Source organism: Desulforamulus profundi, assembly GCF_002607855.1.
Window position 1 is genome coordinate 25,480 of record NZ_AWQQ01000088.1, and the last position, 20,247, is coordinate 45,726.

Here is a 20,247-nt window from a genome sequence, read left to right on the forward strand (position 1 = left end):
GGATAACCGGGTTCACTTTTTATAAGACAGATTCGTTAATCAATACTGTAAGAAATAAGTAACAGAATGTTTCTTAATTTATCATCTTTTGGCATTACAATGAACCCGTTTACGGATTAACGGTCAGTTTCATGCATAGGATTAATATACGGGCGCTAGATCCCTTTGTCCGAGAGGTATTGCATTAATTTCTCATGGTATTCTTCAAGGACCCTGGCAGTGACACGAATATTGCTGTTAATCATCTCATTCAAAGTCTCGTTAGCAAGTTGAGCGAAATCAATTTCTCCTTCATCACTGAGCCTGCGCAATTCTTCTATTCTTTTGTTGGTTATTTCATCCAGCTGCTGGCCGATGCGGTTAAATGCTTCTTTAAAATCATACTGCATGACAGGTCCCCCTCAGGTTAGGTTTATGACTTGGTTCGACATCAGGATGCTGAATTCCTTTTTCCAGAGAAACTCCCTCAACCATCAGGATAAAACAAGGCCTGCAGTGCAAGTCCTGTTTTTGAACACTTCCTGTTTTTTATCCAATGCAAAAGCATTACACAATACCCTCATGCTTTCTGATGATGTCGATAACCTTATTTACTTTATCGTCCGTTGTTTTAAGGGTGAAAAAGAAGCCGTGCTCAAAATCCACCTCGGCCAGTTGGCCTCCTTCGCCCTCGGGATAAAGGGTTGAGGCCCCGAGGAAATCGGCGGCAGCATGGCGGTCTGTGCGGTCCACCAGGGGCAGTTCAAAACCGGCGTCCTGCAGCGCTTCGGCCGCCCCCCTGGCAGCCACACGGCTGTTAAAATAGGCATAGAGTGTTCTTTCGCCGGGAGACAGGGTCATAACGAACACCTCCGCAGTTCTGTTTTTGTTAGTATGACAGTCGTCTCCATTCAAAAGGCCTTTAACAAATAAATTATTTTATGCAATGGCATTCTCCTGGCAGAATGCCTTTTATTTTCCAATTTTGGACAGGAATTCTGATTTTTGTAACGAAATAATAAGAAAAAGAGTCTATATAAAACAGAAGGCAGTTGGCCCAGTCGAATACCTGTGCAGCCCCTATGCAGGCATCCGACTGGTTCAACAAAAGGAGGTTTTTCATGTTGAGAAAAAAATTATGTTTGTTCGTAACGCTGGTTCTTTCCCTTTTGACCATAACATCCGCCTGGGCAGCATCCTCTCACCTGTTCAGGGACACGGCCGGGAAGTGGTGGGAACAGTCGGTGGCCGAATGCAGTGCCGCAGAACTTGTGGGAGGCCGGGGCAACGGGCTGTTTGATCCCAAGGCGCCGGTGACCAGGGTGGAGGCCATCATTTTCCTCAACCGGGCACTGGGCCAGCGAGCGGAAGCGGACAACTACAGCATGTCCCAGGGGGGCTATAATTTTTCGGCGGATTTCCCGGCCTGGGGGAAGAAGAATGTGGCCTTTGCCGCTGACAAAGGATACATTTCCAAAGCCGGCATTCCCAACATGCAGCCAAGGCACCCGGCCAGCAGGGCGGAAATCGCAGTGCTCTTTGCCAATGCCCTGAAGCTGTCTGCGGACGGCTACCAGTTAAATTTTAAGGACAAGGCCAGCATTCCGGCAAGCCTGCAGCCCTTTGTGGCCGCGGCAGTGAAGCACGGCATTATGGCGGGCCGCCCGGACAACACCTTTGACCCCAATGCCAACGTAACTCGGGGAGAAATGGCCGCCATCATTGCCCGCATGGTGGAGAACGGAAAGATAAATCCGAATCCCAATAAATATTTCATTGCCAAGCTCAGTGCAGTGGATGCGGTGGGTAAAAAAATTACCGTGGTGAAGGGTGGACAAACCGTAACCCTTAGCCTGCAAACCGATGCCCTTCTTTACCGTACCGGCAAAAGAGGTTTATTGACTACCTTTAAGGTCAATGAAAATGTCAAAGTAATCCTGGATACAACCGGTAAGGTTGCTTACATTGCCTATACCGCAGCAAGCCCCCTGAGCGGCAGTGTATCCATTACCACCGATTCACCCTCCGGCAATGAACGCAGGGGTTATGTTGTCAACATGTATCTGGATTACTTAACCGTCCGTTATGATGACGGTACCAGTGAGCGGCTTGAGAAATCCACAGTAAGTGCCGGTTTCTACGGACTTTCCCGGGGACAAAGAGTGGCCATAACAAAGGTAGGCGGCATTGTTACCGGCATTACACCATTAAATGAAGCGCGCAAGGTATTCGGCTATATTGTTAACGCCGGATCATCAGGTATTACCTTTGAAGATCTCGACGGCTACGAGCGAACCTTAGCCTATGCATCCGGTTACCGGGTGAAGGACCAGGACGGCGATTCCATCGACAGGGAGGACCTTGAGGACGGCGATTCGGTTGAAATCGAATTGGATTCTCAAGAAAAGGCCGTAACAATTAAACTGCTGTCTGATACAGTGTCAAGTTCTTCCGATTTGGAAGGCGAAGTCACATATGTGAAGCGTTCGGGCAGTTACAGGATAACCATTAAGAAGACAGACGGGTCTGAGAAAACTTACGACGTGGATCAAGATGTTCAAGTTTATAAAGCCAGTGGAAGCAGCAGGAATTTTGATTATATTAATGAGCATGATTATGTAAAACTGAAATTGAATTCCCGGGATGTTGTAGTACGGATTGATATTCTGGATATCGAAGTGGTTGAAGGGGAAGTCAGAAGCATTGATACCTACGACTATGTCATTACCGTTAAAAATTCCAGCGGGCGGGAAGTAGAGTATGATTTAGATAAAGATGTAAAAGTATGGCAGGACTCCAAGAGCCGCACCTTACGAAATGTTACCAGGGGAGACAAGATCAGGTTACTGATTAACGACGATAACGAAGTAACGGTTGTTAACATTTTAGGCGGGTCCTCTTCCAGCGGCACCTATACCGGTGTTATTTATGCCCTGGACATCGACGAGGACAAAATTACCTTTGAGAAAAACAGTCAAAGAACCGTTTATAACCTGGATAGGGATGTTACGGTAAGAAATGATGGCAGCACCCTTGATCTGGAGGATATCATCATTGGGTCCGAGGCAGAGATACGGGTAGAGAACAGCAAGGTTACACGAATCGAAATCACCAATGACCGTGATATCACCATAAAAGGGAAGTTAGACAGGGTATCCGGCGTACGCATCTACATCAAACAGGAAAATGGTACCAGCAGTGGTGCCAGGCATTACTTTATCACGGAAACCAACGTAACCATAAAAGACCCGAATGGCCGTACAATTTCCTTAAGCAGGTTGGCAGAGAATTACATCGGGGAAGATGTAACCATTGAGTTGGATGACGGTGAAATTGAGACCCTGAGGGTGGAAGATTAATCTTTCATGAAAAAACACCGGTGGAGTTTGCCACCGGTGTTTTTTACCTTTTATACCCACCCAAATCCAGTAAAGAATTATAATAATTCAAATCCGACAGCCCCATATCTTCCGCAGCTTCGGGGGGCGAGGTCCTACCGGCGGCAAGGGTGGCCATATCCTTTTTGATAAGCAAGCGGATGTACTGGCTGCGGTTTGTCTCCTCGTAGGAACTGCGGTTGATTTGAGAAATTTTTTTATCCAAATACTCAATTAAATCTTCGGGGATGCTTATGGTGATGGTCTTGTGTCTGCGCATAAAGATTGCCTCCTTTACTGGTTTTGTTATGGTATATCATATGTGATGTTAACAGGGTTAAATAACCTGCGCTGGTAAATTCATCTTAAAAATTGACCCACTGAATGAGACACCCGGGTTTACAAAAAGTTCGGAAAATTTACCACTCATACCAAAACAACTTAAACAAATAATAAGGACAAGGATCTTGAAAGGAGGCATCAGCAAGTGTATAGCCCAAAGGAACTAGGCCTCAAAGTAAAAAGGGCCCGTGAGCACAGGGCCAAGAGAAGCGGACAAAATTTTACCCAGAAAATGCTGGCCTTTAAGATAGGGGAAACATCAAAATGGGTAGAAAAATTGGAGAAGGGGCAGTTTTACCCCGATTGGGACGCTCTTAACCTGATTGCTGACACCTGTGGAGTGTCCATTGAATTTATCACAGGGGAAAAATTCGAAGAGGAAGTGGATTACGAGGAAGCAGTCAGAGGCGGTCAGATTGCCAGAAGGATAAGCCAGCAGGAGCTCTTTTTATAACCCGGTACCTATAACGCCTGAAACAGGCGTTAATTTTTGACCCGGTAAAGCAAAAAACCGAATGCCTTGGCGGCATCCGGTTAAGTCTTACTAACGATATTGTTTCACACGGGTAAAGCAGTCACGGCAGTATACTGGTTTTGTACCGCTGGGCTGGAAAGGAACCTGAGTCGAACAGCCACACTCGTCACACACTGTGTCAAACATTTGCCGCTGGGCGGGACGGTATCCGTCATTGCCTTGCATCCGCTGCTTACGGGAAGCGCGGCAAGCAGGGCAACGGGAAGGATCGTTCTGGAAGCCCTTTTCAGCAAAGAATTCCTGCTCACGTGCGGTAAATACAAATTCTGCTCCACAATCACGGCATGTTAGAGTCCTGTCGGAAAACACCAAACCTATCTCCCCCGAATAATTAAACTCCCTAAAATTTCCCGGTGCCAACAAAGAACTACCGATACCCTGACACCGATAAAATTTTCGGAGGAAGATAGCCATAGTTAGCTCTGTGAAACTTAGAGGTAGCTTAAGTATAACACCGGAAACGGGGAAAAATCAATCCATTCTTTCACCTAGCGTGACTTTACTAAACATTAAGTTTAAAACCACCCTCAGCCCAGTAAACACGGGCACTCAGAGATTTGCAGCATGTATAAACCAAGGGCTATTAACCAATGCATTGTATAGCCCTTGCAGCTCCGGTTCCATCTCTCCCAGTTGCGTTTCCTTAACAGGCTTTCCCTTAACGCTACTAACCGTAATAATTTCTGCCTTTCGTATCCAACGTAACACAGTTTTCTTTTTGTCTTACCTGTCGCTAATTTAGCCTGAAATGCTGTTTGTGCCGGGTGTAAGGCGAATTTTTTAAAAATCAATTCAAAAAGGTATTTCGTCCCCGGTTACCGCAGTTTCAGACAGGGTAAGCAGCTCTTGGTGAGCCTTTTATTGTCTAGGTTAGGTCAAATCAATATACTGAAAAACATAAATAAAAAATATAGTTTTATTAACATTATTGTAAAGGAGAGATGAGTCAATGCGTTACAGTAGTAACTTTGTTGAGTTGGATTACCTTCCTCAGGAGAGCGATTTTGAAAACAGGAGGCAGAACAATGTCATTTCTTTATAATCAATCAAGCCGATATACGAATCTGGACCTCAAGGAAAAGGAACTCCTTGACGGGGGAAAGCATGTTCTGTGCGCCTACATCATGAAACCCAAGCAGGGTTACGGGCACATGGAGGTGGCCGCCCATTTTGCGGCCGAATCGTCCACGGGAACCAACGTGGAGGTCTGCACCACGGACGATTTCACCAAGGGTGTGGACGCCCTGGTTTATGAACTCAGCGAGACCGACAGCGGCGACTATCTTATGAAAATCGCCTACCCCCTGGAGCTTTTCGACCGGAACATCATCGACGGACGGGCTATGCTGGTCTCATTCCTGACCCTGGCCATCGGCAACAACCAGGGCATGGGCGACGTCGAGTACGCCAAGATGCACGATTTCTATTTTCCTCGGGAATACCTGCAGCTCTTCGACGGCCCGGCCCGTAACATCGTGGATTTCTGGCGCATCCTGGGGCGGCCCCTGGAAAACGGAGGCATGATCGTCGGGACAATCATCAAGCCAAAGCTCGGCCTGAGGCCCGCCCCTTTTGCTGAGGCCTGCTACCAATTCTGGCTGGGCGGCGATTTCGTCAAGAACGACGAGCCCCAGGGCAACCAACCCTTTGCTCCGCTCAAGGAAACGATGAAGGCCGTGTCCGATGCCATGAAACGGGCCCAGGACAAAACGGGCGAGGCCAAGATCTTCTCGGCCAACATCACGGCCGACGACCCTGCCGAGATCATCGCCCGCGGTGAGTACATCCTGGAGGTTTTCGGCGAGAACGCCAGCCACGTCGCCTTTCTGATCGACGGCTATGTTGCCGGTCCAACGGCCATCACCACGGCCCGGCGAAACTTCCCGGACCAGTTCCTGCACTACCACCGGGCCGGCCACGGGGCAGTCACTTCGCCCCAGGCCAAACGCGGCTACACCGCCTTTGTCCTGAGCAAGATGGCCCGGTTGCAGGGCGCTTCTGGCATCCACACCGGGACCATGGGTTTCGGCAAGATGGAGGGGGACCCGGCGGACAAAATCATGGCCTACATGCTGGAACGGGAAGAGGCCCAAGGGCCTATTTCAAACAGAAATGGTACGGGTTCAAGGCAACCACGCCCATGATCTCTGGAGGCATGAACGCCCTGAGGCTGCCCGGATTTTTTAACAACCTGGGCCATTCGAACATCTGCCAGACCTCGGGCGGCGGCGCCTTTGGCCATATCGACGGCCCGACCGCCGGCGCGCTTTCCTTGCGACAGGCCCACGAGGCATGGATAAAGGGAATCGATTTGGTGGAATACGCCAAGGAGCACAAGGAACTCGCCCGAGCCTTCGAGTCCTTTCCTCAAGATGCAGACCGGCTGTACCCGGGTTGGCGGGATAAACTCAAAACATCGTAACCTGCGGTTTTCCGGTACAGCACCCTAAGGGAAGCCAATAAGAAACTGGGACTGGTAATTCATGCACACCGGGCAATGTATGCAGCCTTTGCGCACAGCAAACGGCACGGGATCAGCATGCTGACCCTGGCCAAACTGAGCCGCCTGGCAGGAATGGACCAACTGCACATTGGCACCGTTGTAGGTAAGGAGGTATGTAATAATGATGAGACGGAAAACCACACTTATCGGAATAGTAGGGGACAGCGGGGCAGGCAAGAGCACTTTTGTAAACAACCTGGCTCAACTTTTAGGCAAAGAGCGGGTAACGGTGATCGGTTTGGACGACTACCATTCCCTTGACCGGGCCGAGCGGAAAGCAGTTGGCATTACCCCGTTAAACCCGCGGGCAAATAACCTGGGGCTGTTTATGGAACATGTCGAGCGGCTGCGCCGGGGAGAAAAAATTCTCAAGCCCGTTTACGACCACGACACCGGCACCTTTGGGGAGCCGGAATGGGTAAAACCCCGGGAATTCGTGATCTGCGAAGGACTGCATTCCTTTTTATTCGAGAAACTGGGAGAAACATACGACTATAAAATCTACTACGATACCCACCGGGATCTAAAAATACGCTGGAAGATCCAACGGGATGCCGCTCATCGGGGATACACCGTGGAACAAGTTGTGCAAGAAATCAGGCAGCGGCAGCGAGACATCCGCAACTTTGTAGAACCGCAGATGAGGCATGCTGACCTGGTGATATCACTTCTCCCGCACACCGTAAACGGCAGTCTACAGAGGCGATAAAAGTTCGCCTGGCGGAACGGACGGGGGCCAACGACATCGTACACCGGCTGATTACCCTGCACTCCAGGGGTATATTGCCCTGCCGCTGCTTTAAAGAATGGTATTGGGGACGGGAGATGAACGTGGTAGAACTGACAGAAGAAATAACACCGCCGGTGCTGGAAGCAGTGGCAGACGCCCTTGGATGGGGAGAAAAAGCAGAAGAAAAAGAATTGACACCCTTTGGGTTTATGCTACTGCTGGTGGCCAGACGTGGAAACAAACACAAGTCTAGGTATTGGGAAGAGAGGGGTTATTATGCTGTCAACAGCTAGCTCTGTCGGAAGAGAAACATACCTGGATTTAGAAAAAAGAGCCCAGGCCATTCGCCGGCATATAGTCAACATGATAGCTGAGGTTGGCTCCGGACACCCTGGAGGATCCCTTTCAGCGGTAGAAATACTCACCACCCTCTACTTTGGGGTGATGAAAATAGATCCTAATGTCCCCAACGATCCGGAGCGAGATCGCTTTATTCTTTCCAAAGGGCATGCGGCACCGGTCCTTTACGCCACCTTGGCCGAGCGGGGGTACTTTGCGGTAGAAACACTTTCAAGCTTGCGCCGGCTGGGTTCGCTGTTGCAAGGCCACCCCGACATGCGTAAAGTGCCCGGTGTGGAAATGAGTACGGGTTCTTTGGGTCAGGGTCTGTCGGTGGGAGTGGGCATGGCCCTGGGCGCCCGCCTGGACCACCGTTATTGCCGGGTATACGTTTTGCTGGGCGACGGTGAGTGTCAGGAAGGACAAATATGGGAGGCCGCCATGGCCGCCGGTCACTACCAACTGAACAACCTGGTGGCCATAGTAGACCGCAACGGCCTGCAGATAGACGGATCCACAGAAACAGTGATGACCCTTTCCCCCCTGGCTCAGAAGTGGCGAGCCTTTGGGTGGAACGTTGTGGAAGTAGACGGCCACTCCTTTTCAGAACTTTTCCAGGCCCTGGACAGCGTGGCCTACGCTCACAAACCTACAGCCATCATCGCTCGCACAGTCAAAGGTAAAGGTGTCACCTTTATGGAAGGGGCGGTAGAATGGCACGGAAAAGCGCCGGACCGGAAACAGCGAGAAAAGGCACTGGAAGAACTGGGGGAATAGTGTTATGAGCACCAAACAACCGACCAAAGAAGCTACCCGCGATAGGTACGGGCGGGCCCTGGTGGATTTGGGGCACAGGGACCACCGGGTGGTGGTACTGGACGCCGACCTGTCCAAGTCCACCAAAACAGCCCTGTTTGCCGATGCATATCCGGAACGATTTTTCAACCTTGGGATAGCTGAGGCCAATATGATAGGTGTGGCCGCCGGCCTGGCCTGCACCGGCAAGATCGTTTTTGCCTCCACCTTTGCTATTTTTGCCACTCAGCGGGCGTTAAACCAGATCTTTCAATCCGTTGCCTACACCGGCCTTAACGTAAAAATCTGCGCTACCCACGCTGGGATTACAGTGGGCGAAGACGGAGCCACCCATCAGGCGTTGGACGACATAGCTCTGATGCGGGCGATGCCGGGGATGAAGGTGGTGGTACCTGCAGACGCCGAGGAAGCTTACCAGGCTACCCTTGCCGTGGCCCGGTATGACGGGCCGGTTTACCTCCGGCTGGGCCGCCTGGCAACATCGGTAATTACATCAGACGAAGAGCCCTTCACAATTGGCAGAGCAAAGATCATGCGACCGGGTAGAGATATAACCTGGCGGCCTGCGGGTTCATGGTGGAACAATCCCTGCGGGCAGCGGAGAAACTGGCGGAGGAGGGTATCGACGCCGAAGTTATCAATGTAAGCACCATCAAGCCTCTGGATACAGAGACACTGGTGCAGAGTGCGGCCCGTACGGGCGTTGTAGTCACCGTAGAAGAGCACAGCGTCATCGGCGGTCTTGGCGGTGCGGTGGCCGAAGCACTGGCATCCCATCATCCGGTACCCGTGCACCGGGTTGGTGTTCCCGACCTGTTCGGACAGTCTGGTGATGCGGCCGCCCTGTTGACCCACTACGGCCTCACGCCGGAAAATATTTGCGACACTGTCCGCCAAATATTAACCAATGGAAAGGAGAGAACAAAATAGAGAAAATAGAGAAAAAAATCACGTTAAGCGTTATTAAAGCGGACGTGGGGGGCTTTGTCGGGCACTCCGGAGTTCACCCCGAACTGCTGAAAAAAGCCTGTGAAGAATTGGATGCCAGCCCGCTTCTGATCGACCACCACGTGACCTACGTGGGAGACGATATCAACCTCATCCTTACCCATGAACTGGGGTGCAACAGTGGAGAAATTGGACGGCTGGCGAGGAATACCCTTTCAGCCTGCACAGAAGTCGCCAAAAAATTAAAACTTTGCGGCGCCGGGCAGGACCTACTCTCTGATGCTTTTGCCGGCAACATTAAAGGTCTCGGGCCGGGAGTAGCAGAGATGGAAATAGAAGAGCGCAAGAGTGAGACCGTCATCATCCTAATGGCCGACAAGACAAAGCCTGGTGCATGGAACCTCCCCCTGTACAAGATTTTTGCAGATCCCTTTAACACCACCAGCCTGATTATCGACCCCAGTATGCACTGCGGTTTCAACTTCGAAGTATACGATCTGGCCGAAAACAAGAAGATCAACTTTGCGGCACCCGAAGAAATTTACGACATGCTGGTCTTTATCGGTGCGCCGGGGAGGTTCGTCATTAAGAGCGTCTACCACCGGGGCACCAGCGAGATCGCGGCCGTTTCCAGTGCCCAGCCCCTCTACCGCGTAGCAGGTAGATACGTTGGCAAAGACGACCCGGTGTGCATTGTGCGCTGCCAGACCGGATACCCCTCCCTGGGAGAAGTTCTTGAGGCCTTTTCCCACCCGCACCTGGTGGCCGGCTGGCTGCGCGGGTCCCATACCGGTCCGCTGTTACCGGTGGAGGTGAAAGATGCCCACCCTGTCAGATTCGACGGCCCGCCGCGGGTGATTGCCCTGGGCTTTCAACTGGCCGGCGGTAAACTGGTGGGGCCGCAGGATATGTTTGCAGACCCGGCCTTTGACAACGCCCGGCAGGTGGCCCTTGATATTGCCGATTACATGCGCCGGATGGGTCCCTTTGAACCGCACCGCCTGCACCTGGACGAGATGGAATACACCACTATGCCGCAGGTGATGCGGAAACTAAAAGAACGGTTCATCGACCTGCCGGAAGACAAAGAGACAGGGACATAGTGCCGGGGGTCTGTGACCGACCGCATACATTTGCGACATTGTTCACCAAATGCTAACCGGTGGAAAAGGATAGAGCAAAATAGGCAAAAGAGGGGATTATGTTGGTTAAAATTGCACCTTCCATTTTATCAGCGGATTTTTCCCGCCTGCGCGAACAGGTGGCGGCCGTTGAAGAGGCAGGGGTGGAATACCTGCACATTGACGTTATGGACGGTCATTTCGTTCCTAACATCACCATCGGCCCTCCGGTGGTGGCATCGCTTAGACCGCACTCCCGCCTTGTCTTCGACGTACACCTGATGATAGAAAAACCGGATTATTATATTGAAGAATTTATTGCTGCAGGGGCAGACCTGGTAACGGTACACGTGGAAGCCTGTACCCACCTTCACCGCACCGTTACCCGTATCAAAGAAAAGGGTGCGCTGGCCGGGATAGCGTTAAACCCGGCCACACCTTTAGCCCTGGTGGAACCAATTCTTCCCACAGTGGACCTGGTACTTTTAATGACAGTAAACCCCGGTTTCGGGGGGCAACGCTTCATTGGCGAAATTGTTTCAAAACTGGAGGCACTGTGTGATTTGCGGGCAAAATATGCCCTAAAATTTGAAATAGAAGTTGACGGAGGTATAAACGTAAACACCGCACCGGCGGTTGTCCGGGCCGGTGCGGGAGTACTGGTGACCGGATCAGCCATTTTTACCGCCCCGGATATTGCGACCGCCATACATGACCTCCGGGCGGCGGCACACTCCACCTTAGTCTGCATCAAGACTTGAGGATGAAAGTACAAAATAAGTAAGTTCAAATTGCCGGTGGGTGACACACCCGGCGGGCAGGCAAAATTAACGAAATGGACGGCACATATCTGCAGCGATAACGGTGCGGTCATAGAAAACTTTACTCAATTCGCTTACGTAGGGGGGGAATGAGGTGAGAAAATGTAGGACTCTCATTGTAGATGATGAGTATGCTGCCCGGCAGGAACTGCGTTACCTGCTCAGCCAATTTACTGACATTGAGGTGGTTGGTGAGGCTACCAACGCCCGGGAAGCTTTGGCATTAATCCGATCCATTGACTACCATCTTCTTTTTCTGGATATTATGATGCCGGGAATGAGCGGGTTGGAACTTAGTGCTGCCATCCGTCGCTTACCGCGCAACCCCCACATTATTTTTGTAAGCGCTTACGAAGACTATGCCGCAGAAGCCTTTGACGTGGATGCCGTTGACTACCTATTAAAACCTGTTAAGGAAGAGAGTTTGCGCCGCATCCTGCAAAAGGTACGCCAGCGGGTCGGTGTAAAAGACGTGACTGCGCAGGTCCACGTCCAGGCTTCCGGCATTGACCGGATTCCGGCCCAAACCCCGGCCGGAAAAATGGTTTTAGTGCCAACCCGGGATATTGTATTTTTATATACCGAGCAAAGTCGTATATATATTCAAACGCATAACAAAAAATTTGTCACCCGCTTAACCTTGGATGAACTGGAAAGTCGCCTCAAACCCCTGGGATTCTTTCGTGCTCACCGGTGTTACATTGTTAATTTAAAAGACATCAAAGAGATTGTGCCTTTTGCTAAAGGGACATATAACCTTGTATTAAATGATGTACAGCGCAGTGCGGTTCCACTTTCCCGTCACAGAGCGAAGGTGTTGAGGGAAAGCCTGGGCTTGAGCCGGTTTCGGTAGGCGGAAGAAACCTGGTCCTGGAACTGCCATGTACATGGGAAACAGTTCTCTCTGGAAAAATAATTTTGAAGGGTATGAGATATATGGACCGCGAACTGGCTATGGAGATTGTGCGGGTTACCGAAGTGGCTGCCATAGCTGCTGCCCGCTGGATGGGCCGGGGCAAAAAAGAAGAAGCAGACCAGGCAGCAACCAGCGCCATGCGGGCGATGTTTGATTCAATAGATATGGACGGTACGGTGGTTATCGGTGAAGGTGAAATGGACGAAGCTCCAATGCTGTATATCGGAGAAAAATTGGGACAGGCAGCGTCTCCCAAAGTGGACGTGGCTGTAGATCCCCTGGAGGGAACCAACATGGTGGCCAAAGGTTACAGCAATGCCATGGCAGTGGTGGCCATTGCTGACCGGGGAGGCCTATTGCATGCCCCTGATATGTATATGGAGAAAATTGCTGTGGGGCCCAAAGCGGCAGGGAAAATTCATATCGACGACCCCATTGACCATACTTTAAAAATAGTGGCCGAAGCAACAGTAAAAACATAAGTGACTTAACGGTGATGATACTGGAGCGCCAGCGCCATCAACAGATCATAGAAGCGGTGCGCAGAGCAGGCGCCCGGGTGCGGTTGTTTGGTGACGGAGATGTTGGCGCAGCCATTGCCACAGGGTTGGATGAAACCGGCATTGACTTGTTTGTAGGTACCGGCGGTGCGCCGGAGGGTGTTATCGCTGCTGTTGCACTGAAGTGTCTGGGTGGAGAAATGCAAGCCCGCTTAGTGCCGAAGGATGATGAAGAGTACCGCCGCTGTGTGGAAATGGGTTTGAAAGACCCGAGGCAGATATTGTACATGGAAGATCTGGTAAGAAGTGACGATGCTATCTTTGCAGCAACCGGTGTAACGGATGGTGAACTTCTTAAGGGTGTACGTTTTTTAAGTAACGAGCGTGTTGAAACCAATACCATCGTAATGAGAGCCAAAACCAAAACAATGAGGTTTATTAGGGCAATTCACCACCTGCCAAACAAACCGCACCTGGTGATGGAGTAAACTTCATATTTTATGAATTATTCTCTATGTTATTAAAAATATTCTTAATCTTATAATTTGAAAGGAGTTGCTTGTTGCCAATGGGGTGAAAATCGGTATTAACGGTTTTGGGAGAATAGGTCGCCTTGTACTACGGGCTGCTATAAAAAACGGGGATATTGAAGTAGTTGGGGTTAACCATAAATCACGCCGCATTAAAGCCCCGGAGCAGAAACCCGGACTTGATTATGCGGCAGTAAACGACCGCACATACTCTGAAACTCTTAAGCATCTGTTGAAATATGACTCTGTACACGGAACTCTTGACATGGATGTTGAAGCTATTGAAGACTCTTTGATTATTGGTGGCAAAGAAGTCAAGATATTTGCTGAGGCTGACCCGGAAAAACTTCCCTGGGGGGACCTGGGCGTCGATATTGTTATTGAATCCACCGGACGGTTCACCTCACGGGACGATGCTGCCAGGCACTTGAATGCCGGCGCTAAAAAAGTAGTTATCACTGCTCCGGCTAAGGAACCTGATGCTACTATCGTTATGGGTGTAAACCATGACAAGTACGATCCTGCCAGCCATCATATTATTTCCAATGCTTCATGTACCACCAACTGCCTGGCACCGGTTGTAAAGGTTATCAACGATAACTTTGGCATTGTTAAAGGTTTAATGACTACAGTACATTCGTACACCAACGACCAGAATACCCTTGATCTGCCACACAAGGACTTGCGCCGGGCCCGGGCAGCGGCTTTATCAATTATTCCCACCACTACAGGTGCGGCCAAGGCGGTAGCTTTGGTACTGCCGGAATTAAATGGTAAATTAAACGGTTTCGCTATGCGTGTACCCACACCGAATGTTTCTGTTGTAGATCTGGTTTGTGAACTGAACAAGTCTACCACTGCTGAAGAGTTGAATGCGACCCTGAAAGCAGCTTCTGAGAATGAGTTGAAGGGTATTGTAGCTTATAGTGAACTGCCACTGGTTTCCAGCGACTATAACGGTAACCCGCACTCTTCCATTGTGGACGCGTTATCTACCATGGTAATAGAGGGCAACTTGGCCAAAGTTGTGGCCTGGTATGATAACGAGTGGGGTTACTCCAACCGGGTACTTGACCTTGTTCGTTGTATTGCCTCCAAAGGACTGTAGCTAAAGAATTAGACATTAAGACAAGCATGATGATGCCAAAACTGTATCATCAGGGAATAAAAAAATAACAAGTTTTTTAAGGGTTTGATTTATCAAGCCCTTGTAAAAAACTTGTTTCGAACGGGATGCGGAAGGTGATTTTTGTTGAGGAAGAAAACTGTTAAGGATATTAATGTTAGAGGTAAACGCGTACTGGTTCGAGTGGATTTCAACGTTCCGTTAAAGGATGGCGCCATAACAGACGATACCCGGATAAAAGTCGCACTACCAACCGTTAAGTACCTTGTAGAACGAGGTGCTAAAGTGATTTTGGTCTCTCATCTGGGCGCCCTAAAAGCCAGGTAAAGGATGAACTTCGCCTTGACCCGGTGGCCAGGCGGCTTGCTGAGCTACTGGGCAAAGATGTAACAAAGATTGACGATTGCATTGGTGATAAGCCGAAAAAAGCAATTGCCCAAATGCAGGACGGCGATGTTCTGTTGCTGGAAAATATTCGTTTTTACGACGGAGAAACAAAAAATGACCGGCAGTTTGCCAAACAACTGGCAGAGCTGGCGGACGTATATGTTAATGATGCCTTTGGTACAGCCCACAGGGCCCATGCTTCCACTGCTGGGGTGGCAGAGTACCTGCCGGCGGTGGCCGGCTTTCTAATGGAAAAGGAATTGGAAATGCTGCGGCAAGCTTTGGAAAATCCCCGGCGTCCCTTTGTGGGCATTATCGGAGGGGCTAAGATATCGGATAAAATCGGCGTCATTGAAAACCTGCTGGGCAAAGTTGATACACTAATGATCGGCGGCGGTATGGCCAACACCTTTCTAAAAGCCAGAGGCAACAAAGTTGGTAAATCACTGGTGGAAGATGATAAGATTAACCTGGCCAAAGACCTTTTTAAGAAGGCTGAGGAAAGAAAAGTGGAACTGCTGCTGCCGGTCGATGCGGTGGTGGCTGAATCGCTGGAGTCCCCCACGAATATTTATACGGTGCCGGTGGAAGAGGTGCCGGACGATTACATGATATTGGACATTGGCCCTGAAACTGTGGCTAAGTTCGCTGCAGTTGTAAAAGTTGCAGGGACTGTGGTTTGGAACGGGCCGATGGGTGTGTTTGAACATAACACCTTTGCCAGGGGCACCGAGGCGGTGGCCAGGGAACTGGCCGCTTCCAATGCCATCAGTGTAGTGGGTGGCGGTGATTCTGTAGCAGCGGTGAAGAAAACCAGTGCGTCTGACGGTATCAGCCATATATCCAGCGGTGGCGGTGCTATGCTGGAATTTCTGGAGGGTAAGGAACTGCCGGGACTAACTGCACTGCAGGATAGTTCTCCAGCTTAAGAATTCATAATTTTTGAAATATTTTTCAGGGGGTTAAAAAATGGCATTGGTAACCGTTACTGAACTATTACAAAAAGCAGAGGCCGGCAATTATGCAGTGGGAGCCTTCAACTGCAACAATATGGAGATAGTACAGGCCATCATTGCAGCCGCCGAGGCGGAGAAATCACCGGTGATTATCCAGGCCAGCCAGGGAGCCATTAAATATGCGGGCCTGGAATGGATTGTTGGCATGGTCAAACTGGCAGCCGATAAAGCCTGCATACCGGTTGCTTTGCACCTGGACCACGGCACCAGCTTTGAACAGTGCATGCAGTGCATTAGAGCCGGATTTACTTCCGTGATGCTGGACGGATCAAACTATCGCTGGAAGAAAATATCGAACTGACTAACCGGGTTCTGGCAGCGGCCAGGGCTGCAGGCGTGTCAGTGGAAGCGGAACTGGGAAAAATAGGGGGTACGGAAGACGACATTACTGTGGACGAACGGGAAGCTATGTTAACTGATCCCCGGGAAGCAAAAGTATTTGTGGAACGCACCGGGGTGGACTCCCTGGCAGTGGCCATAGGTACCGCCCACGGCCAGTATAAAGGAGAACCTAAACTTGACTTTCAGAGATTAAAAGAAATTAGAGACTTGGTAAAAATACCCATTGTACTGCACGGTTCATCAGGAGTGCCTGATGAGTCCATCCAGAAGGCAATCTCCCTGGGGGTAAGAAAAGTAAACATAGATACCAACATCCGGGAAGCCTTTACCCATGCCATGCGCCGGGCGCTGGATGAAAAACCTAAAGAAATTGACCCCAGAAAGATACTGGGGCCGGCACGCGAGGCAACCATTGAGTTAATTAGGCAGAAAATCAAAGTTTTTGGTTCAAATGGAAAAGCATAAGCAAAACTATCGGGCATAAAACTATATAGCCCCACCGCCTACCTGAGTTTCTGCTCCAGCCAGCTGCCAGTCAAGAGTAAAGGCCTATAGCCGACGCTAACGCGGCCTCTTGACAGCAACCTGGCTGGAACAGGATAGGCCCTTATTTTACATATCCTGCCGGGCCGGTAAATCACTCACCGCCCAATTTCTTATCTTATCCTCACTGATAACACTGATATGAACATAGGAGATTTCTTTATTTTTTCATTAACCAGATCGGATACCCTGTGATTAATCGGATCACATTCCAGGAGGCAAATCTTTTCATTTGCTTCGATTACCATTTCTAATAAAGCTCCGCCGATAAAAAACATGCCCATGCTGGCTATAAAGCTCCAGAAAGACACCGTTCCTAAACACATATGTCTATGTGTTTAGGAACGGTGTCTTGTCATGTGCTACCGCTCCTTTGCATGGAAAACTAAAAACCGCATCACAACAATTGAAACAATTATCGACCAGTTCCCCCAGCATGAAAAGTGGCTAACATATTCCTATAGTGGGGAAGCTTATCTCCCTCACTCCTATATTGCCAGATGGATAGAAGAATCAGTGAACAAGCATATATATAAAAAAACCACCTTGGTGTTTTTCTGTATATATAATCTAATAAAAACAAAAAATAGCAAGAAAGATACTGATGAAAAGAGGGGCAGAGCATGTTTCGTTGGCTGAGCAGAAAAGTGAAATTTATAACCCATCAAAAGAAAGAGGAGAGTACAACTGATGGGCAGAGGCGGAAACAGCCTGAATCTCAAAAGGTTAGCACTCGTTTAAACAAAAATTTTACATACATGAAAGCTCAATTTGGTGAAAATTATGACATCATATATCGTTCCTTTCGGGTTGGGAAACAGATTCATTACCAGGCCTTTTTAATGGCTGTAGATGGTATGGTGGAGAAGACAACCATTAATTTAAATATCATCAAACCTTTGATGCAGGTGGATCTAGTTGACTCGGGTCATGATTTGATGGGCTATTTAAAGGACTCTGTCATCTCAGTCATTGATATTAAGGAAGAAGAAGACATGACCCGTGTTGTCAATCAGGTGGTTAACGGAAAAGTGGCTTTATTCATTGAGGGAGAACAGAAAGCACTCCTGATAGGGGTTCAAGCCTGGGAAATGAGGGGCATAGAAGAACCAGTGACGGAAACGGTAGTCAGGGGTCCCAGAGATGGATTTATCGAAAACTTGCAAACCAATCTGAGCTTGGTTAGAAGACGTATTCATCATCCCCATTTAAGGATGGAACCGATGACCATCGGTACATCCACGCAAACCAAAGTGGTGGTTTCCTATATTAAAGACATCGCAAATGAAGAGATTGTGAAGGAAGTAAAAAGAAGGTTGGAAGAAATTCAAGTGGATGCCATCTTGGAGACGGGATTCATTGAAGAGTACATTGAAGATGCACCCTTCTCTTTTTTCCCTACGGTATCTAATACGGAAAAACCGGACATTGTGGCAGCGCGACTCCTGGAGGGAAGAGTGGCCATCTTTGTGGATGGGACTCCCGAGGTATTAACCGTACCCAATCTTCTTATCAGTGCTTTTCAAATAGCTGAGGATTATTATTCTCGTCCCTTTTATGTCTCCTTTATCCGTATAATCAGAATATTGGCTTTTCTCAGTTCGATCATACTTCCAGGCTATATATTGCCAGTCAGAATTTTCATACAGAATTAATTCCTACGCCACTGCTTATCACTATGGCCGAGGCGAGGGAGGGGGTTCCCTTTCCTTTACCATTTGAGGTGTTGTTTCTAAACTTGATGTTTGAATGGTTGAAGGAGTCAGGTGTTCGGATGCCCAGGCCCATTGGACAGGCGGTTAGTATCGTAGGAGCCTTATCTTGGGTGAAAGTGCGGTCGCAGCCGGTCTGGTAGGGGCACCCACCGTCATTGTTATTGCGATAGTAGGGATCACTTCTTTCCTGGTGCCTGCACTATCTGACACTATTTCCTTATTGAGATTACTGTTTATACTGATTGCTTCTGTTTTTGGCTTATATGGCATTATTCTTCTTGGCATAGTTATTATTGCCCATCTTGCATCGCTCCGTTCCTTTGGTATTCCTTATTCAGCTCCTATATTTCCCATTACTTTTAAGGACTGGAAGGATGCGATGGTACGACTGCCATTATGGATGCTTGTATCTAGACCTAAGGTTTTGAGGCCAGCCAATTTAATTCGTCAAAAATGGGGAGGGTGGGTTGGTGGAAAAGACCATAGAGAGAAAAAATAACAGAATGGTAAAAGGGCTTTTGATTATTCTTCTTTTTATCGGATTGATTACCTTAGCAGGTTGTTGGAGCAGTAGAGAATTAAATGAACAGGCTTTCGTTATTGGAGCGGGGATAGATTTAGACGAAGACGGGAAAATAAAAGTTACCGTTCAACTGATTCAGCTGAAAAAGGTAAAGAAGAAAGAAGAATTAGCCACTTTGGTACTTGCTTCTAAGGGGGAAACACTTTTTGAGGCAATTCGCAAATTTATCCCTTGACGGGTAGGGAAATGTTATGGTATCACCTACAAATGATCGTGATAGGACCTACTATAGCCCAAAAAGATATTACACCCTTTTTAGACTTTTTTATCAGGAACCATGAAATTAGACCAACTCCTAGTGTGATTTTTTCTCAAGTACCTACTGAAAAAATACTGACCGCCCGTTCTCCATTGGAAAGTATTACTGCCTTAGGTATTACAAAAGGATTAGAAGCCCAGAACAGATCCTTATCTTTTGCTCCCCAGATACAGGTATATCAATTCAACCAGATGATGCTTTCTCCGGGAAAGGTAGGATATGCTCCAATGATCTATCGAATCAAAAAGGGAGTTCATCCTTGGCCTTGGTAGAAGGCATGGCTGTTATTAAAGGGGGGAAATGGGTCGGGGAATTAAATTCTAAGGAAACAAGGGGAGTTCTGTGGGTAAGGGGAGAGGTAGAAGGAGGGATATTGGTTATTCCAATTCCAGGGACAAAGGAGGAAAATAAGGTTACCGGGAAAATATCTTTGGAGATTATGAGAAACAATACATCTATAAAGCCAGTATTGAAGGAAGGAGATTTATCGGTAACGTTGGACATAAAAAGTACGATGAATATTGGAGAAATCTTAGGTCCTTTACAGGTTGACCGGAGGACCCTTGAAGATATCAAACATAACGCTGCCATGGAAATAAAGAGAGAAGTCAACTCCTCCCTGGGAAAAACACAGAAGAAATGGAAAGCGGATACCTACGGGATAAAGGATGCAGTTCACCGAAAATACCCGGATTACTGGAAGAAGAACAAGGAGAAGTGGGAGGATATTTTTTCCGATTTGCCCATTGAGGTGAATGTATCCGTGGATATTCCTGGACAAGGTCTTGCCAAACATTCAGAAGAAAAATAGGTGATATT

Annotated in this window: 18 protein-coding genes and 6 pseudogenes; 20 read left to right on the forward strand and 4 right to left on the reverse strand. The window is 48.8% G+C overall.

Going from position 1 to position 20,247, the window contains the following annotated elements; genetic code table 11:
- Window positions 1-155 precede the first annotated feature (155 nt).
- Both P378_RS13150 and P378_RS13155 read right to left on the reverse strand, forming a co-directional pair.
- A complete protein-coding gene (locus P378_RS13150) occupies window positions 156-389 on the reverse strand; it encodes a hypothetical protein (RefSeq protein ID WP_099083569.1) in 234 nt (77 codons plus the stop codon).
- 157 nt (window positions 390-546) lie between these two features.
- Entirely contained in the window at window positions 547-840 is a 294-nt protein-coding gene (locus tag P378_RS13155; protein WP_099083570.1) for a hypothetical protein, read from the reverse strand.
- 260 nt (window positions 841-1,100) lie between these two features.
- Between P378_RS13155 and P378_RS13160 the strand changes: the two genes are divergently transcribed.
- Window positions 1,101-3,338 carry an S-layer homology domain-containing protein gene (locus tag P378_RS13160; RefSeq protein ID WP_099083571.1) on the forward strand — a complete coding sequence of 746 codons (2,238 nt, stop codon included), beginning with the start codon at window positions 1,101-1,103 and terminating at the stop codon, window positions 3,336-3,338.
- A 43-nt stretch (window positions 3,339-3,381) separates the two neighbouring features.
- Here the strand turns inward: P378_RS13160 and P378_RS13165 are convergent, their stop codons facing one another.
- Complete coding sequence (locus P378_RS13165; RefSeq protein ID WP_099083572.1) at window positions 3,382-3,636, reverse strand: ribbon-helix-helix domain-containing protein; 255 nt, start codon at window positions 3,634-3,636, stop codon at window positions 3,382-3,384.
- A gap of 207 nt (window positions 3,637-3,843) precedes the next feature.
- Here P378_RS13165 and P378_RS13170 point away from each other — a divergent pair, with 207 nt between their 5' ends.
- Window positions 3,844-4,152 carry a helix-turn-helix domain-containing protein gene (locus tag P378_RS13170; RefSeq protein WP_099083573.1) on the forward strand — a complete coding sequence of 103 codons (309 nt, stop codon included), beginning with the start codon at window positions 3,844-3,846 and terminating at the stop codon, window positions 4,150-4,152.
- Window positions 4,153-4,242: 90 nt separating this feature from the next.
- Here the strand turns inward: P378_RS13170 and P378_RS13175 are convergent, their stop codons facing one another.
- On the reverse strand, window positions 4,243-4,542 hold the full coding sequence (locus P378_RS13175) for a zinc-ribbon domain containing protein (RefSeq protein WP_099083675.1): 300 nt from the start codon (window positions 4,540-4,542) through the stop codon (window positions 4,243-4,245).
- 716 nt (window positions 4,543-5,258) lie between these two features.
- Between P378_RS13175 and P378_RS13180 the strand changes: the two genes are divergently transcribed.
- The 18 genes and pseudogenes from P378_RS13180 to P378_RS13275 all read left to right on the forward strand — a co-directional run bounded on the left by P378_RS13180 (window position 5,259) and on the right by P378_RS13275 (window position 20,239).
- Window positions 5,259-6,377: a ribulose-bisphosphate carboxylase gene (locus tag P378_RS13180; RefSeq protein WP_207654047.1), complete on the forward strand. Its 1,119-nt coding sequence runs from the start codon at window positions 5,259-5,261 to the stop codon at window positions 6,375-6,377.
- 11 nt (window positions 6,378-6,388) lie between these two features.
- The gene (locus P378_RS23085; RefSeq protein ID WP_274378724.1) at window positions 6,389-6,655 is read left to right on the forward strand and encodes a RuBisCO large subunit C-terminal-like domain-containing protein; all 267 of its coding nucleotides are present in this window, start codon (window positions 6,389-6,391) and stop codon (window positions 6,653-6,655) included.
- A 75-nt stretch (window positions 6,656-6,730) separates the two neighbouring features.
- A pseudogene (locus P378_RS24255) lies at window positions 6,731-6,826 on the forward strand (hypothetical protein); the annotation flags it as partial.
- A 31-nt stretch (window positions 6,827-6,857) separates the two neighbouring features.
- Window positions 6,858-7,445: a phosphoribulokinase gene (locus P378_RS13190; RefSeq protein WP_099083574.1), complete on the forward strand. Its 588-nt coding sequence runs from the start codon at window positions 6,858-6,860 to the stop codon at window positions 7,443-7,445.
- A 116-nt stretch (window positions 7,446-7,561) separates the two neighbouring features.
- Window positions 7,562-7,759: a hypothetical protein gene (locus P378_RS13195; protein WP_099083575.1), complete on the forward strand. Its 198-nt coding sequence runs from the start codon at window positions 7,562-7,564 to the stop codon at window positions 7,757-7,759.
- The gene (locus P378_RS13200; RefSeq protein WP_099083576.1) at window positions 7,743-8,582 is read left to right on the forward strand and encodes a transketolase; all 840 of its coding nucleotides are present in this window, start codon (window positions 7,743-7,745) and stop codon (window positions 8,580-8,582) included. The genes P378_RS13195 and P378_RS13200 overlap by 17 nt, the downstream gene beginning before the upstream one ends.
- 4 nt (window positions 8,583-8,586) lie before the next feature.
- Window positions 8,587-9,551, forward strand: a pseudogene (locus tag P378_RS13205) (transketolase family protein).
- Window positions 9,500-10,672: a fructose-1,6-bisphosphate aldolase/phosphatase gene (gene fbp, locus P378_RS13210; protein WP_238473219.1), complete on the forward strand. Its 1,173-nt coding sequence runs from the start codon at window positions 9,500-9,502 to the stop codon at window positions 10,670-10,672. The pseudogene P378_RS13205 and the gene fbp overlap by 52 nt, the downstream one beginning before the upstream one ends.
- Window positions 10,673-10,773: 101 nt before the next feature.
- Window positions 10,774-11,451 (forward strand): ribulose-phosphate 3-epimerase, encoded by a 678-nt coding sequence (gene rpe, locus P378_RS13215; RefSeq protein ID WP_099083677.1) that lies wholly within the window; start codon window positions 10,774-10,776, stop codon window positions 11,449-11,451.
- A gap of 154 nt (window positions 11,452-11,605) precedes the next feature.
- The gene (locus P378_RS13220; RefSeq protein ID WP_099083577.1) at window positions 11,606-12,364 is read left to right on the forward strand and encodes a LytR/AlgR family response regulator transcription factor; all 759 of its coding nucleotides are present in this window, start codon (window positions 11,606-11,608) and stop codon (window positions 12,362-12,364) included.
- An 83-nt stretch (window positions 12,365-12,447) separates the two neighbouring features.
- A pseudogene (gene glpX, locus P378_RS13225) lies at window positions 12,448-13,415 on the forward strand (class II fructose-bisphosphatase).
- A gap of 85 nt (window positions 13,416-13,500) precedes the next feature.
- Complete coding sequence (gene gap / locus P378_RS13230; protein ID WP_099083578.1) at window positions 13,501-14,565, forward strand: type I glyceraldehyde-3-phosphate dehydrogenase; 1,065 nt, start codon at window positions 13,501-13,503, stop codon at window positions 14,563-14,565.
- A gap of 144 nt (window positions 14,566-14,709) precedes the next feature.
- Window positions 14,710-15,899: pseudogene (locus tag P378_RS13235) on the forward strand (phosphoglycerate kinase).
- 40 nt (window positions 15,900-15,939) lie between these two features.
- Window positions 15,940-16,793 (forward strand): annotated as a pseudogene (locus P378_RS13240) (class II fructose-1,6-bisphosphate aldolase).
- Window positions 16,794-17,629: 836 nt separating this feature from the next.
- Window positions 17,630-19,085, forward strand: a pseudogene (locus P378_RS21945) (spore germination protein).
- The gene (locus P378_RS13265; RefSeq protein ID WP_099083583.1) at window positions 19,057-19,344 is read left to right on the forward strand and encodes a Ger(x)C family spore germination protein; all 288 of its coding nucleotides are present in this window, start codon (window positions 19,057-19,059) and stop codon (window positions 19,342-19,344) included. Before P378_RS21945 ends, P378_RS13265 begins: the two are co-directional and overlap by 29 nt.
- An 11-nt stretch (window positions 19,345-19,355) precedes the next feature.
- A complete protein-coding gene (locus tag P378_RS13270; RefSeq protein ID WP_143338490.1) occupies window positions 19,356-19,700 on the forward strand; it encodes a Ger(x)C family spore germination protein in 345 nt (114 codons plus the stop codon).
- A complete protein-coding gene (locus P378_RS13275; RefSeq protein WP_099083585.1) occupies window positions 19,688-20,239 on the forward strand; it encodes a Ger(x)C family spore germination C-terminal domain-containing protein in 552 nt (183 codons plus the stop codon). The genes P378_RS13270 and P378_RS13275 overlap by 13 nt, the downstream gene beginning before the upstream one ends.
- Window positions 20,240-20,247: the final 8 nt, after the last annotated feature.